11 protein-coding genes are annotated in these 14,202 nt (G+C 72.9%); 6 read left to right on the forward strand and 5 right to left on the reverse strand.

Annotated elements, in window-relative coordinates:
- Nucleotides 1-84 precede the first annotated feature (84 nt).
- The gene (lysX, locus tag ACZ60X_RS38340; RefSeq protein ID WP_469609053.1) at nt 85-3,357 is read left to right on the forward strand and encodes a bifunctional lysylphosphatidylglycerol synthetase/lysine--tRNA ligase LysX; all 3,273 of its coding nucleotides are present in this window, start codon (nt 85-87) and stop codon (nt 3,355-3,357) included.
- Here the strand turns inward: lysX and ACZ60X_RS38345 are convergent.
- On the reverse strand, nt 3,302-4,783 hold the full coding sequence (locus ACZ60X_RS38345; RefSeq protein ID WP_469609054.1) for an MFS transporter: 1,482 nt from the start codon (nt 4,781-4,783) through the stop codon (nt 3,302-3,304). The genes lysX and ACZ60X_RS38345 overlap by 56 nt on opposite strands.
- A gap of 172 nt (nt 4,784-4,955) precedes the next feature.
- On the opposite strand from ACZ60X_RS38345, the gene ACZ60X_RS38350 reads away from it, so the two are divergent.
- A complete protein-coding gene (locus ACZ60X_RS38350; RefSeq protein ID WP_469609057.1) occupies nt 4,956-5,792 on the forward strand; it encodes a polysaccharide deacetylase family protein in 837 nt (278 codons plus the stop codon).
- A gap of 60 nt (nt 5,793-5,852) precedes the next feature.
- On the opposite strand, the gene ACZ60X_RS38355 is transcribed toward ACZ60X_RS38350, so the two are convergent.
- A complete protein-coding gene (locus ACZ60X_RS38355; protein WP_469609059.1) occupies nt 5,853-6,524 on the reverse strand; it encodes a class F sortase in 672 nt (223 codons plus the stop codon).
- Nucleotides 6,525-6,857: 333 nt separating this feature from the next.
- Here ACZ60X_RS38355 and ACZ60X_RS38360 point away from each other — a divergent pair, with 333 nt between their 5' ends.
- Nucleotides 6,858-7,652: a hypothetical protein gene (locus tag ACZ60X_RS38360; protein ID WP_469609062.1), complete on the forward strand. Its 795-nt coding sequence runs from the start codon at nt 6,858-6,860 to the stop codon at nt 7,650-7,652.
- 44 nt (nt 7,653-7,696) lie between these two features.
- On the opposite strand, the gene ACZ60X_RS38365 is transcribed toward ACZ60X_RS38360, so the two are convergent.
- The 3 genes from ACZ60X_RS38365 to ACZ60X_RS38375 form a co-directional block, all read right to left on the reverse strand.
- Entirely contained in the window at nt 7,697-8,173 is a 477-nt protein-coding gene (locus ACZ60X_RS38365; RefSeq protein WP_469609064.1) for a hypothetical protein, read from the reverse strand.
- Nucleotides 8,174-8,341: 168 nt separating this feature from the next.
- Nucleotides 8,342-9,106 carry a bestrophin-like domain gene (locus ACZ60X_RS38370; RefSeq protein WP_469609066.1) on the reverse strand — a complete coding sequence of 255 codons (765 nt, stop codon included), beginning with the start codon at nt 9,104-9,106 and terminating at the stop codon, nt 8,342-8,344.
- A 32-nt stretch (nt 9,107-9,138) separates the two neighbouring features.
- Nucleotides 9,139-9,321, reverse strand: coding sequence for a hypothetical protein (locus ACZ60X_RS38375; RefSeq protein ID WP_469609069.1), 183 nt, complete (start codon nt 9,319-9,321; stop codon nt 9,139-9,141).
- Between the two features lie 673 nt (nt 9,322-9,994).
- Here ACZ60X_RS38375 and ACZ60X_RS38380 point away from each other — a divergent pair.
- The 3 genes from ACZ60X_RS38380 (at nt 9,995) to ACZ60X_RS38390 (ending at nt 14,185) form a co-directional block, all read left to right on the forward strand.
- Nucleotides 9,995-10,945: an SCO0930 family lipoprotein gene (locus tag ACZ60X_RS38380; protein WP_469609072.1), complete on the forward strand. Its 951-nt coding sequence runs from the start codon at nt 9,995-9,997 to the stop codon at nt 10,943-10,945.
- Between the two features lie 277 nt (nt 10,946-11,222).
- Nucleotides 11,223-12,035 (forward strand): SAM-dependent methyltransferase, encoded by an 813-nt coding sequence (locus ACZ60X_RS38385; protein ID WP_469609073.1) that lies wholly within the window; start codon nt 11,223-11,225, stop codon nt 12,033-12,035.
- Nucleotides 12,032-14,185 carry a putative bifunctional diguanylate cyclase/phosphodiesterase gene (locus ACZ60X_RS38390; RefSeq protein WP_469609076.1) on the forward strand — a complete coding sequence of 718 codons (2,154 nt, stop codon included), beginning with the start codon at nt 12,032-12,034 and terminating at the stop codon, nt 14,183-14,185. Before ACZ60X_RS38385 ends, ACZ60X_RS38390 begins: the two co-directional genes overlap by 4 nt.
- Nucleotides 14,186-14,202: the final 17 nt, after the last annotated feature.

A 14,202-nucleotide genomic window follows, 5' to 3' on the forward strand; every position in this document is an offset into this window, starting at 1 on the left:
AGCGCGGCAGGACAGCGGCGGTCCACGCCCCGGCACCCGGCTCTCGACGGGCGAGTCGCCCGGCCCCTTCCTACAGTCGGAACCATGACCGCGAGCGCGGAGCCCGCCGCACGCAGCGACCCCGCGGCACCGGCACGCCCGCCCTCCGGCGGGCGCTTCGGCTGGGTGCCCGAGGCCTTCGCGACCCTCTTCGGCGCGCTCGGCCTGCTGTGCGCCCTGCTCGCGCTCATCGAACCGCTGCGGCGCGTGTTCCGCCCGGTCGCGCACGCCCTCGGCGTGGTCCTCGTGCCCATCAGCGCCAACCTCGCCTACGCCGTCTTCCTGTTCCTGCTGGCCGGCGCGACCGCCGCCCGCAAGAAGGCCGCCTGGTGGCTGGTCGTCGTCTACCTCGGTCTGCTCGTCCTCAGCGACGCGCTCGCCGTGGCCGTCGGCATGTACAGCGAGGCGCTGCTGTCCCTCGTGGTGTCCGTCCTGCTGCTGCTCCTGCTCGTCGTGGCCCGCCACGAGTTCTACGCCGCCTCCCGCCGCGCCGCCGTACGCCGGGCCCTCGGCGTGCTGGCGGCCGGGCTCGTCGTGGCCGTCCTGCTCGGCTGGGGCCTGGTGCTGCTGTTCCCGGGCACCCTCCCGGCGAGCCAGCACCTGGCCTGGGCGGCCGACCGGGTGTGCGGCGGACTGGTCACCGAGGGCTCCTTCGGGGGCCGCCCGCCGCGCCAGGTGAGTTTCCTCCTCGGCCTGTTCGGCGCGCTCGCCCTGCTCAACGCCGCCGCCACGCTGTTCCGCTCCCAGCGCCTGGAGGCCGCCCTGCACGACGACGAGGAGGCCCGCATCCGCGCCCTCCTCGCGGCCTACGGCGAGCGCGACTCCCTCGGCTACTTCGCCACCCGCCGGGACAAGGCCGTCGTCTTCTCGCCCAGCGGCAAGGCCGCCGTCACCTACCGCGTCGAGGCCGGGGTGTGCCTGGCCAGCGGCGACCCCGTCGGCGACATGGAGGCCTGGCCGCACGCCATCGCCGCCTGGCTGGACCTCGCCCGCCGCTACGCCTGGGCGCCCGCCGTGATGGGCGCCTCCGAGGACGGCGCCCGCGCCTACGCCCGCGCCGGGCTCGGCGCCCTCCAGCTCGGCGACGAGGCGATCGTGCACATCGCCTCCTTCGACCTGGACGGCCGGGAGATGCGCGTCACCCGGCAGGCCGTGCGCCGCGTCCGCCGCACCGGCGCCACCTGCCGCATCCGCCGCCACGCGAGCCTGACCGAACGGGAGATGGAAGAGATCGTCGACAAGGCCGACGCCTGGCGCGACACCGAGACCGAGCGCGGCTTCTCCATGGCCCTGGACCGCCTCGGCGACCCCGCCGACGGCGACTGCCTGCTCGTGGAGGCCCTCGGCGAGGACGGCCGGCTCCTCGCCCTGCTCTCCTTCGTGCCCTGGGGACGCGACGGCGTCTCCCTGGACCTGATGCGCCGGGACCGCGCCGCCCCCAACGGGGTCATGGAGTTCATGGTCGCCGAGCTGTGCGCCGCCGCCCCCAAGCTGGGCGTGCGCAGGATCTCGCTGAACTTCGCCGTCTTCCGCTCGGTCTTCGAGGAGGGCGCCCGCATCGGCGCCGGACCCGTGCTCAGGCTCTGGCGCCGCCTGCTGCTGTTCTTCTCGCGCTGGTGGCAACTGGAGGCCCTGTACCGCTCCAACGCCAAGTACCACCCCGAGTGGTACCCGCGCTTCATCTGCTATGGCGACACCGCCTCCCTCGCCCGCATCGGCCTCGCCTCCGGCATCGCCGAAGGGTTCGTCCCCGTACCGTCGCTGCGCAAGCTCTGGGGCAAGGGGCGCCCGCGCAACGGGCAGCGGCCCGCCAGCACCCAGGGGCTGCCGCCACTGACGGCGCTCGGCCCCGCCCGCGACCAGGCCGCGGCCGCCGGCGCGGGCCTGCCCGACCAGATCCGCGTCCGCCGCCGCACCCTCGACCGGCTGCGCGCCGCCGGCACCGACCCCTACCCGGTCGGCGTCCCCGCCCCCACCCACGCCCTCGCCGACGTGCCCGAGGGCGCGGACGTCACCGTGGCCGGCCGGATCATGCTTGTCCGCGACTTCGGCGGCATCGTCTTCGCCGTCCTGCGCGACTGGTCCGGCGACCACCAGATCGCCCTCACCCGCGACGGCTGCGGCCCCGCCGCCCTGGACCGCTTCACCGCCGACGCCGACATCGGCGACCACATCACCGCCACCGGCCACGCCGGCCGCAGCGACAAGGGCGAGCCCACCGTCTTCCTCACCTCCTGGCAGCTCACCGGCAAGTGCCTGCGCCCGCTGCCCGACAAACGGCGCGGCCTCGCCGACCCCGAGGCCAAGGTCCGCCGCCGCTATCTCGACCTCGCCACCAGCCCCGCCGCCCGCGCGGTGATCCGGGCCCGCTCGGCCGTCGTACAGGCCCTGCGCCAGGGCCTGCTGGACCGCGGCTACGTCGAGGTGGAGACCCCGATGCTCCAGCAGATCCACGGCGGCGCCAACGCCCGCCCCTTCACCACCCACATCAACGCCTACGACCTCGACCTGTACCTGCGCATCGCCCCCGAGCTGTATCTGAAACGGCTGTGCGTCGGCGGCCTGGAGAGGGTCTTCGAGCTGGGCCGCACCTTCCGCAACGAGGGCGTCTCCTACAAGCACAACCCCGAGTTCACGATGCTGGAGGCCTACCAGGCGCACGCCGACTACACGGTGATGCTCGACCTCACCCGCGAGCTGATCCAGGCCGCGGCCGTCGCCGCCTTCGGCTCCGCCGTGGCCCGCCGGGACGGGCAGGAGTACGACATCTCCGGTGCCTGGCCGGTCAGGACCGTGTACGGAGCGCTCTCCGAGGCACTGGGCGAGGAGATCGGACCCGGCACCGAACTGCTGCGGCTGCACCGGCTGTGCGACCGCACCGGCGTGCCGTACACCGCCGACGACACCCCCGCCGACATCGCCCTGGAGATGTACGAGCGGCTCGTCGAGGAACACACCCGGCTGCCCACGTTCTACAAGGACTTCCCGACCGGCGTCTCCCCGCTGACCCGCCCGCACCGCACCGACCCCCGGCTCGCCGAACGCTGGGACCTCGTCGCCTTCGGCACCGAACTCGGCACCGCCTACTCCGAGTTGACCGACCCGGTGGAGCAGCGCCGACGGCTCACGGAGCAGTCGCTGCGGGCCGCGGGCGGCGACCCGGAGGCGATGGAACTCGACGAGGACTTCCTTCAGGCCCTGGAGTACGCGATGCCCCCGACCGGCGGTCTCGGCCTCGGCGTCGACCGGCTCGTCATGTTCCTCACCGGGCTGACGATCCGGGAGACCCTGCCGTTCCCGTTGGTGCGACGCCGCTGACCGCCGGCTGCGGGCCGGACGCCCGCACGGCGGCGCGGGGCAGGGCCAGCAGGGCGATCACCGCGGCGGTCAGGCACAGCGCCGTACCCAGGCGGAAGCACTGCCCGACCTCGTGCGCGAGGACGGCCTTGTACTCCCTCAGCCCGCCGAGCGTGCGCGTGGTCGTGCCCCGCTCGGCGACCGTGAGGATGCCGATGAACAGGGACGCGCCCAGACCGGCGCCCAACTGCCGGGAGGAGTTCAGCTCCTGGGGGAGCGCGCCGCTGCCCTGGCGCGCGAAACCGGCCGGCAGGGCCAGCACCCCGCAGCCGAACGCGATCAGCAGCAGCGGCAGTTGCACCGCGCCGAAGCCGTAGCCCGCTCCCGGCAGGCTCAGCAGCACGAAGCCGCCGGCCGCCACCACGCACGCCCCGGCCACCGTGCCCGCGAGCCCCACGCGGGCGGCGAGGACGGTCAGCACCGCACACCCCAGAACCACCCCGGCGACGGCGGGCAGCAGGGCCCAGCCCACCTGCATCGGGGAGAGGTCACCGAGCATCTGCAGGGCGATCGTGAGGAGGAACACCGCCCCGGCCAGGCTCGCGGCCAGCAGCGCCACCACCGTGTAGGCGCCGAACGCGGCCCGCTCCCGGCGCAGCCGGGCCGGCAGCGCCGGCATCCGCTCGCCGCGGCCCAGCCAGCCGAGCACGGACGGCAGCAGCGCGGCCCCCACGGCGATGAGGATGACCGTCGTCACGGACACGCTCCGGTCCCCGAGCCAGTCCGCGAACCAGGCCAGGAACCCCAGCGGCACGACGGCCAGCGCGGCGCCGCCCACCCGGGCACGCGCGTCGGGCGCGGGCGCGGTCTCGGCCAGCGCCACCGGGGTCAGCGCCAGGAGCACCAGCCCGGCCACCGCCTGCACCCAGAACACGGTGTTCTCCGTGTCGACCGTGTCCAGCAGCATGGTGCACGGCAGCAGCACGGCCGGGCCGGCGCAGGCGACCACCGCGAAGTGCACGTTCAGCGCCCGGTCCCGCTCCGGGCCCGCGGGGTGCGCGGCGTCGATCAGCGCCAGCGCCCCGGCCGTGATCACCGCCGCCGCCACGCCCTGCACCGCCCGCGAGGCCAGCAGCACGGCGGCGCCCGGCGACAGCGCGGGCGCCGCCGCGGCGACGCTCGACAGCGCGAACCCGGCCATCAGCACCATCCGGTGCCCGAACGCCCGACCGAGCGCCCCCGCGAGCACCGGCAGCGCGGCGAAACACACGCTGTACGCGGACAGCAGCCAGGTCAGTCCCGAGAACGACAGATTCCGCTCGTGCTGGATCAGCGGCAGCCCCACCGCGAAGACCGCGGTGTCGAAGACGACCAGGATCTGCGCGACCGCCAGCAGCACCACGGCCGGCGCACCGCGCCGCGCCCCGTTCTCTCCCCCGTACGACATCCCGGCTCGCCCCCGTGTCCCTTGTCCGACCGCCCTGTGGCGGACTGAATGGCTATCAGAACGCCGCGGCGGGTTCCACATCGGCCCCGGCGCTGGTCCGACCGGGTGCTTTCCCGCCGCCGCACCGGTGCCGTCGTGGTGCGCCGGAGCCTCGTGGGGCGAGGGATGAGTCATGCAGAAGGATCAGTTCTTCACGCGTCGCCGGATGCTCCTCGCCGGCGCCGCCGCACTGGGCGCCGCGGGTACCGCCGGAGCCGTCCTCGCGGGCGGCGCCGGGGAGACCGCCCCGACGGCAGCCGCCCCCGCTCCCGGCCCGCAGGCCCGTCAGGCGCTCAAGCCTTCCGCCTTCCGGCTCCAGCCGCTCACCGGTGACGGCCCGCCGCGTACCGCGCCGCGCAGGCTGAAGGCCCGTACGGAACCCCTCTTCAAGATCTCCGGGCGCGGCCGGCACATGATGCTGACCTTCGACGACGGCCCGAACCCGGAGTACACCCCGCACATCCTGGACACCCTCGCCAAGTACGACGTGCGGGCCATGTTCTTCGTGTGCGGCGAGTGCGTGGTCGTGAACAAGGAACTGGTGGCCCGGATGGCCGACGAGGGCCATGTCGTCGGCAACCACACCTGGACCCATCCGCTGCTGACCTCCCTCAACCGCTCCGAGATCCGCGACGAGATGGTGAGGACCAGCGACGCCGTCGAGGAGGCCTACGGCGAGCGCCCGCAGTGGTTCCGGGCCCCGTACGGCGCCTGGAACCGGGCCGCGTTCGAACTGGGCGCCGAGATGGGCATGGAACCGATGGCCTGGACGGTGGACACCACCGACTGGATGACACCGGGCACCGCCACCATCGTCGACCGGGTCGAGAGCGGCGCCGCCCCCGGCGTCGTGGTGCTCTCCCACGACGCCGGGGGCGACCGCTCGCAGACCGTCCACGCCATCCGTGAATGGCTGCCCTATCTCATCGACTCCGGATATCACCTGACCGTGCCGAACCGGCGCGTGTGAGCGATTCCCCGGCCCCGACGGGCACTTCGCCCGCCCGGCCGCGGCACTGGCGGTCCGCTGTCAGTTCACCGCGACCAGGCGGGCGAAGACGACGACATTCCCCTCGTAGCCGTTCCGCTTCGAGAATCCGCCGCCACAGGTGATGACCCGGAGTTCCGGAGCCCCCTTCGAGGCGTAGACGCGGTCGCTCGGGAAATCGGCCTTCGAGAACACCTCGATGCCGTAGATCTCGAACACCGCCGTCTTTCCGTCCTTGCGCAGGACCTCGACCCGGTTCCCCTTCTTCAGGGCCCCGAGTCCGTAGAAGACGGCGGGGCCCTTCTGATTGTCGACGTGCCCGACGATGACCGCGGTGCCCTTCTCGCCGGGGGAGACCGCACCGGTGAACCAGCCCGCGAGGCCGGGGTCGTCCGGCGGGGGCGCGCCGATCCAGCCGTCCGCGTCCAGGCCGACCGGCGTCACCGGCGCGTCCACCCCGATTGCGGGGATCCGTACCCGGTCGGCGGCGGAGAACGCGAGCGGTGCCGGAGCGGCGGCGAAGGTGCCCGCGGACGTACGGCTGTCCGGGACCGCCGCCACCGAGTCGGGCTGCGGTGGGCCGATGTCGAACTGCCCCGAACCGTTCCGGATGAGGGCCAGGCCGGTCAGCAGTACGAGCGCCATCACGCCCCACGGGGCACGCTTTTCCCGCCGCTCCTCCTCGGCGAGTTCGGACAGTCCGGACGCAGACATTCGCCATCCCCTCTCCACGCGGCCGCCGCCGCGTGCGTCGTGCATGGGAAAACGCTAAGTCCCGCGGGGGGCACGGGCGACGGGGTGAGCGGCGAACGGGTGGCTCACGGCGGGTGCGGTGCGCCATCCGAGTTGCCGTTCCCAGGATTTTTCGGACGGTCTGTGACCTGCGGAAATATCTGATTGTGTGCTTTCCGCCCGGTGTGTTGCCTCACCAGGACGGACCATTCTCGACATGCGGGCGTGTTCCCGGGGTTCGAGGGTCGTGCGCGGGAGGTGTTTTCTCGCCGATCGACCGGGGTCCGGACCCGGGCGCCTCCCGCGGAGGATCACATGCGAAACAAACGTGCCCTCGCGGCCGCGTGCGCCGCGGTCGCCGTGCTCGGATTCGCCGCCCCCGTGGCCGTCGCGGACGGCATGGGCAACGGCAACGGCGGCAACGTCGACAACCACGGTCACTTCACCGACGCCCGCCACGACCGCGAGCGGGAGGACCGCGACCGGGGAATCGGGGACCGAGGCCGAGACCGGGACGACGGCGGGCGGGATCAGCGCCGTGGGGACGACTCCGGCCGGGGCGACGACCACTGGCACGGCGACCGGGGCCACGACGGCGGCGACCGGGGCGACCGCGGCTACGGGGGCGACCGAGAGGCCCGGAGCGACGACGGAGGCGACCGGGGCGACCGGGGCGACCGGGGCGACCGGGGTGACGGTGGCGACCGGGGCGACAGCGGCGTGCGCCACATCGCCGCCGCACCGAGAGCGATCGTGAACGGCGCCCGGCTCACCGTCACCGTGGACGGCTGCCGCGGTGGCGTCATGTCCTCACCGGTCTTCCCCACCACCGAACTCAACCCGTTCCACGACGACACGGCTCGGGGAACCACCCTCATCGACCACGACGCCCGCCCCGGCCGGTACGACATCATGGCCCGCTGCGACGGCAGGAGCCTGACCCGCCTGGGGGCGTTCACCGTGCTCGGCGGTGTCCACGGCGGTCTCGGCGGCAGTGTCACCACCGGTGCCACACCGGCCGACATGGCGATCGGTGGCGGCCTCGTGAGCTCGGCCGTGATCGCGGGCGGGGTGTTCTGGCTGCGCCGCCGGAAGGAGAAGCGGATCTGACGCCGGCGGCGCGGACCGGTGGGGGAGCGGGCGGTCGGTGAGGGTCAGGCCCCGTCGTCCTGGGCGCGGCGGCGCGCGTAGTGGTACGCCGTGCCGAGGGAGCCGGTGATCAGGGCCGCGCCCAGGCCGATCTCCTTGGCGTCGAACCCGCCGATGCTGCCGCCCGCACCGGCCCGCACCCCGTGCGTCGCCGGCGAGAACGGCTGCTCGTAGCGCTGGTTCCCGCGCTGATCGCCCTGCTGGTCCCCGCGCTGGTACCCCTGCTGGTCACCCCGCTGGTCGCCCCAGGAGTGGCCACCACTGGAGTGACCGTCACTCGTGCGGCCATCACTCGTGCGGCCATCACTCGTGCGGCCATCAGTCGTGCGGCCATCACTCGTGCGGCCATCAGTCGTGCGGCCATCACTCGTGCGGCCGTCACCGGAGTGATCGTCTCCGGCGACGGCGGACGGTGCGACGAGAGCGAGGGCCAGGACGCCGGCGCCCAGCAGAGCGGCCGAAGCGACGCGTATCGCGCGCATGGTGTTTCCTCCGGTCCCCGAGGAGCAGCTGCGGACTTCGTTCCGCTGGGCCAGGCATGCACCTCGATGAAACGAACGCTAGGAACGGTCGCACACCCGCGCGATCGGAGTAGCGCGAACGGGGTACGGGTGTGCGCCGTCCGGGGAAATCCGCCGGCGTGTCCGGGGCTACTTCGGCAGACCCGGGAACAGGTTCGTGAACGGTTCCGCGGTCACCGCGATGCCCCGGCTGAAGGGGGCGTCGAAGTCCCAGATGAGGAACAGCATGAAGGCGATGGTCGCGGAGAACAGCCCGGCCAGCACCAGTTCGCGCCTGGTACGCCGGATCTGGAGCGCGAACACCATCCCGACGGTGACCAACGCGCCGGTGAGCAGTCCCCACCACACCACCGGCGGCATGGTGGCCCCGGTGGAGTCGGCGCGGGCGTTGCGCGCCTGGTCGGCTGCGGTCATCTGGTCCAGCAGCGGCTGGTAGGACTGCGCCTCGAAGTCGCTCTTCGGGTGGTAGTCGGTGACGTCCTGGCGGACCTTCTGGAGCAGCGCGGTACCGCGGTCCGTGACGCTCTCCTGGTGCGCCATCGTCTTCCACTCGTGGTCGACGACGTAGGACACGTACGTGTCGACGTCGCCGCGGACGCGGTCACGTACGTCCGGCGGGTAGACCCGGACCCGCTCCGAGATCTCGTGCAGGGCCTGGGCCTCGTTCTGCACGTAGTTCTCCGCGGAGCTGCGGGCCTCCCACACGCCCGCGATGGCCAGGCCCAGGACGATGGCGTACACGACGCCGATCCACATCGTCATGTACTCGATGACGTCCGGGGTCTCGCTGGGGTCCTCGTCCTCGGGAGCCCGCCTGTTGCGCAGGAAGGTGACGATCACCACGATGACACAGGCGCCCAGCATCGCGAGGACGAGAACAAGCCAATCCGGCAACGGATACCTCCAGGGGTGAGCGGGCCGGCGCGTCAGCGCGGGCGCAGGGCCGCGACGGCGACGATCGCGGGGACGGTGATGAGCAGCACGTAGACGACCGGCGGGGTGGTGCTCGGCGCCGTACGGCTGACGGGGTGCGGGCGGTAGGCGGGGTAGCTCACCGGCTTCACCGAGGGCTTCGGCGCGGGCTTCGGTGGGGGCGTGGGCTTGGGCACCGGTGCCGGCGTGGGCGTGGGTCTCGGTACCGGCCGGGGGGCCGGGGCAGGCGGTGCGGGCCGGGCCGGGGGCTTCGGCCGCGGGGTGGGCTTCGGAACCGGCGTCGGCGTCGGACGCGGCCGGGGCGTCGGCTTGGGCGGTGGAGGAGGCGGCGGTGGCGGTGGTGGGGTGGGTGTCGGCGTGGGCGGGCACGGCGGCGGGGGCGGCTGCGGGCAGGGCGGGATCGGCCAGTGATCGCCGTCACCGGCCCACGCCACCGCCACCGTGCCGTCCGGTCCCGTGGAGGCGTACGCGCAGGCGTCGGCCGACGCGCTGCCGGCCGGCCAGCCCACCAGGGTCCAGCCCAGCGTCAGCACGGCCAACGCCCTGACGGCGGGCGCGCATCGGGTCACTTCGTGTCCATGCACGACGACGATGATCGGATGTGAAAACCGCAAGTACGCCGTAGTGCGCCTGGATTGATCCGAAGGGGGGATATCTCGTGATCAGTGGTTTGACGCGCTGATATGCGCAGTTGGCGTGAAACATGCGCCCGCGTGCGCCTCCGGTCCACAGGAGCCGGAAAGAAATTCCCGTCCCCGTTGAACACGCAGGGCCCCGCGGTCCGTACCCATGGCCGTGCGGCGGCGCGTCAGGGCGCTGCAACAACCAGGCGAAAATGGGGAGTTGACGATGAAGACCTCCTGGCGGACCGTCTCACTGGCGGCGACAGCCGTCTCGGTGCTGGCGCTGACGACGGCGTGCGGTCAGGACAACAGCACCACTCCGGCCTCCGCGGCCCAGAACGTCGGTGCCACCGCGCCCGCGGGCAGCCCCACCACCGGCGCCGGCACGGGCAACGGCTACGGCGCCGACGGCAACCAGAGTTCCGCCTCCCCGGCCCAGGCCGCCCCCGCCGGCAAGCTCTCCGTGGCCGCCAACCCCGACCTGGGCAACGTCCTCACCGACGGCTCCGGCCTCACCCTCTACCGGTTCGACAAGGACACCGCGAACCCGCCCAAGTCGAACTGCGCGGGCAACTGCGCCACCACCTGGCCGCCGGTGCCCGCGAACGACGCCACCGCCGGCGCGGGCGTCGACAAGGCGCTGCTCGGCTCGGTCACCCGCCCCGACGGCACCAAGCAGCTCACCGTCGGCGGCTGGCCCGTGTACCGCTACGTGAAGGACGTCAACGCCGGCGACGTCAACGGCCAGGGCGTGGGCGGCACGTGGTACGCGGCGGCGCCCAACGGCAAGAAGGCCTCCCTGGGCTCGCTGCCCGGCCTGTCCGTCCGCAAGGACCCCAAGCTCGGCGACATCATCGTCGACAAGAACGGCAGGACCGTCTACCGCTTCCTGAAGGACAAGGCCTGGCCCAAGGTCATCTCGAACTGCACCGGAGCCTGCCTGGAGAAGTGGCCGGCCGTCGCCCCGGTCAAGGCCGACGACACGCAGGGCGTCAAGAAGAAGGGGCTGATGGGCTTCACCCGTCCCGACGGTACGCGGCAGATGACGGTCAACTGCTGGCCGATCTACACCTTCTCCGGGGACAAGGCCCCCGGTGACACCAACGGTCAGGGCGTGGGCGGCACGTGGTACGCCGTCGCGCCCGACGGCAAGCCGGTCGGCGCACCGGGCAAGTAGATCACCTCCCCAGGGTCGATCGTCCCGCCCGGCCCGGAGCGCCACCGTGGTCCGCCCCCTCCGAACCGCACGGAGGGGGCGGACCGTTGTGCTGTGCGCGGGCGTCCCGGGCCCGAGCCGGCCGTCACCGAGCGGGGGCGTCCGGGCACATGCCGCAGGCAGTGACCGGGAACGGATGGTCAATTTCCGGTTCTGCTCGCCCCTTTGGCGGGCGATCAGTAGCCTCAGCTCGAACACCGGATCGCCTACCCCTGTCGTCCACGCCTTGGAGAGATACATGGAGCGTCCCGCCTGGGCCCCACGGAGCATCGACATCTCGGTGCCGAGCGTCTCGCGGATCTACGACTTCTACCTGGGCGGTTCGCACAATTTCGAGGTCGACCGGGAAGCGGCGCGCAAGGCCATGGCGTTCCTGCCGGGCCTGCCCAAGATCATGCAGGCCAACCGGGCGTTCATGCGCCGGGCGGTGCGCTTCGCGGCCGCGGAGGGCCTCACCCAGTTCCTCGACGTCGGCTCCGGCATCCCGACGTTCGGCAACGTCCACGAGGTGGCCCAGGCGGCCGCCCCGGGCGCGCGCGTGGTCTACGTCGACCACGACCCGGTCGCCGTCGCGCACAGCCAGGCGGTGCTCGCGGGCAACGCGGACGCGGACGTCGTCGCGGCGGACCTCCGCAAGCCGCAGGAGATCCTCGCGAGCCCCGAGGTGGAGCGGCTGATCGACCTGAAGCGGCCGGTGGCCCTCCTGCTCGTTGCCATACTGCACTTCGTGGAAGACGCGGACGACCCCTACGGCGCGGTGGCCGGACTGCGCGAGGCGCTGGCCCCGGGCAGCATGCTGATCCTCACCCATGCCTCGTACGAGGGAATCCCGCTGCCCGCCGAGCGGGCCGAGGGGGCGGTGGACGTATACAAGGACATTCGCAACCCGCTGATCATGCGCTCGCGCGAGGAGATCGCGCGGTTCTTCGAGGGGTACGACATGGTGGAACCCGGACTGGTGCAGATGCCGCTCTGGCGCCCGGAAGCCGCGCCGGAGGACGAGGATCCCTTCGCCTTCTCCGGGTTCGCCGGCGTGGGGCGCGCGGCGTGAACGCGGAGCCGGACGGGCCGGAGGGCAGACTGCGCCGGTTCGCGACGATCTGGAGCCGGGCCGTCTACCCGGTGACCTCCACGTCGCTGACCCGCGTCGAGTTCGAGGAGCGACTGCTGCCGCTCGCGCGCCGGTTGAGCGAGCTGCTGCGGGCGCACAGTTTCGACGCCGACGGCGCGAAGGCGGTCGGCGCCGCCCTGGTGGCCGCGCACTGCACCGACCCCGAGGCGCTCACCCGCACCCTCGACTGCGTCGACGCCTATCTGGTGCTGTACTGCGGCGAGGAGGGCGCCGAGGTCCCGCAGGACGCGCCGCGGCTGCGCTCCTCCCGGCTGCAGCACGCGATGGCCGCCGGGTACGCCCAGGAGCTGCGCGAACGCACGCTCGCCGAGCAGGAGTCCATCGCCCAGGCCGCGCTCCGGGCCCAGGGTGTCGTCGCTCAGGCGCTGCACGCCAGCGAGGCCCGCTTCCGCGCGGTCTTCGAGGGTGCCGCGATAGGGATCGGCATCGCCGACCTCGACGGCAACGTCCTCCAGGTCAACGAGGCGCTGCTGCGCATGTTCGGCCTGTCCTCGCAGACCCTGCGCGGCCGCCGGGTGCAGGACTGGGTGCACCCCGAGGACGCCCCGCAGACCTGGAAGCTGTACGAGGAACTGGTGCGCGGGGAGCGCGAGCACTACCACCTGGAGAAGGCGTTCAACCGCCACGACGGCACGGTCCTGTGGACCAACCTGACCGTCTCCCTGCTCCGTGACGCCGACGGCGCCCCGCAGTACCAGCTCGCCCTCATGGAGGACACCACCGAGCGCCGTCTGCTCAACCTCCGGCTGCGCTACGAGGCGACGCACGACGCCCTCACCGGCCTGCCCAACCGCACCCTGTTCTTCGAACGGCTGGAAAAGGCCCTCGCCGCCGGCGAGGGCCAGCGCTTCGGCCTGTGCTACCTGGATCTGGACGGCTTCAAGACCATCAACGACAGCCTCGGGCACGCGGCCGGTGACCGGCTGCTGGTGGAGGTCGCCGACCGGCTCCAGTCCTGCGCGACCGCGCCCGGCGAGATGGTCGCCCGGCTCGGCGGCGACGAGTTCGTGGCCCTGATCACCGGTCCCGGCACCGAGCGCACGGTGGACGACCTCGCCGAGCGCATCATGAACGCCCTGGTGACGCCCATCAGCATCGACGGCCGGGACCTGATGGTGCGCGGCAGCCTCGGCATCGTCGAGGGCCCGGCCGGCGAACGCACCGCCGCCGAGGTCCTGCGCAGCGCCGACATCACCATGTACCGGGCGAAGTCGGCGGGCGGCAACCGCTCCGAACTGGCCGACCCGGAGGCCGACGCCCGCGCCATCACCCGCCACGGCCTGACCACCGCCCTCCCCACAGCCCTGGAGCGCGGCGAGTTCTTCATCGAGTACCAGCCACTGGTCCACCTCGGCGACGGCAGCGTGCGCGGCGCCGAGGCCCTGGTGCGCTGGCTGCATCCGCAGCACGGCGTCCTCGGCCCCGACCGGTTCATCCCGCTCGCCGAGCACACCGGCCTGATCGTGCCGCTCGGCCGCTGGGTGCTGGAGGAGTCCATCCGGCAGGCCCGCGCCTGGCGCGAACGGTACGGCGAGCAGACGGCGGCCGGGCCGCTGCGCATCAACGTCAACCTGTCGCCGTGCCAGCTCAGCCACCCCGGACTGGTGCAGGACACGGTCGACATCCTGGAGCGGGCGGGAGTCACACCGGACGCCCTGTGCCTGGAAGTCACCGAGTCCGCGCTCATCGGCGCCGACGACGACCTGCTCAAACCCCTGCGCCGGCTGGCCGAGATGGGCGTCGACATCGCCCTGGACGACTTCGGCACGGGCTACTCGAACCTGGCGAACCTGCGCCGCCTGCCGGTGCGGGTCCTCAAGCTGGACCGCTCCTTCACCCAGGGCATGCAGCAGTTCCCCGCCGACCCGGTCGACCTCAAGATCGTCGAGGGCATCGTCACGCTCGCCCACAGCCTCGACCTCGCCGTCACCGTCGAGGGCGTCGAAACCGGCGCCCAGGCCGAGCAGTTGCGCGTCCTCGGCTGCGACACGGCCCAGGGCTGGTACTACGCCCGCCCGGGCCCGCCGGAGCGGCTGCACGACCTGGCGCTGGTGGACGCGACGGGCTGAGCGGCAGGACCCGGTCC

The organism is Streptomyces sp. NPDC104106 (assembly GCF_055584345.1).

Coding starts and splice junctions, on each gene's coding strand:
- ACZ60X_RS38355 (WP_469609059.1), bottom strand. CDS start 6,524: ATGTCTGCGTCCGGACTGTCCGAACTCGCCGAGGAGGAGCGGCGGGAA.
- ACZ60X_RS38365 (WP_469609064.1), bottom strand. CDS start 8,173: ATGCGCGCGATACGCGTCGCTTCGGCCGCTCTGCTGGGCGCCGGCGTC.
- ACZ60X_RS38345 (WP_469609054.1), bottom strand. CDS start 4,783: ATGTCGTACGGGGGAGAGAACGGGGCGCGGCGCGGTGCGCCGGCCGTG.
- ACZ60X_RS38385 (WP_469609073.1), top strand. CDS start 11,223: ATGGAGCGTCCCGCCTGGGCCCCACGGAGCATCGACATCTCGGTGCCG.
- lysX (WP_469609053.1), top strand. CDS start 85: ATGACCGCGAGCGCGGAGCCCGCCGCACGCAGCGACCCCGCGGCACCG.
- ACZ60X_RS38380 (WP_469609072.1), top strand. CDS start 9,995: ATGAAGACCTCCTGGCGGACCGTCTCACTGGCGGCGACAGCCGTCTCG.
- ACZ60X_RS38360 (WP_469609062.1), top strand. CDS start 6,858: ATGCGAAACAAACGTGCCCTCGCGGCCGCGTGCGCCGCGGTCGCCGTG.
- ACZ60X_RS38350 (WP_469609057.1), top strand. CDS start 4,956: ATGCAGAAGGATCAGTTCTTCACGCGTCGCCGGATGCTCCTCGCCGGC.